General features: G+C 47.8%; 1 pseudogene. It reads right to left on the bottom strand.

What is annotated here, in order from left to right:
- Nucleotides 1-89 precede the first annotated feature (89 nt).
- Nucleotides 90-437, bottom strand: a pseudogene (locus UF06_RS18800) (threonine/serine exporter family protein); the annotation flags it as partial.

Raw genomic sequence — 437 nt, 5'->3', positions numbered from 1 at the left:
ATACTGTTTGATTGTTTTTATTAAGATGTCGAGGACCACAGAGATATACACCTCTCTATTCGTCGGAAGCGTCAGATGTGTAAAAGAAACAGGCCGAGAACAAGGTCCATGGGCCTGACGTTAAACAAAATACCTAATGAAACGGAAAGCAAGAACAAGCCGATAATGTGCATCCAGCTCGGCACCTGATTTGTGTATGAAATTGAGGTTGCTTGCCCCCAGAACGCTTCGCCGATATTAAGCACCATAACGATGCCCACAAAGAGCGTTATCAACGTCAACACGCTATGACCAAAGCGGCTGGTACCGGCAATCAGATCATTAAAGGCGAGACACTCTAAAGCGATGGCGATGGAAAACCCAGGCACAAACAAAATGACCGCGGCAATCCACAATGCCCCGACGGGGATGGGCAATCCCGTGTCGGCAAGAAACGA

The organism is Vibrio sp. S234-5 (genome assembly GCF_000960595.1).
Lineage (GTDB): Bacteria > Pseudomonadota > Gammaproteobacteria > Enterobacterales > Vibrionaceae > Vibrio.
This window is presented reverse-complemented; position numbering and strand designations above follow the sequence as displayed.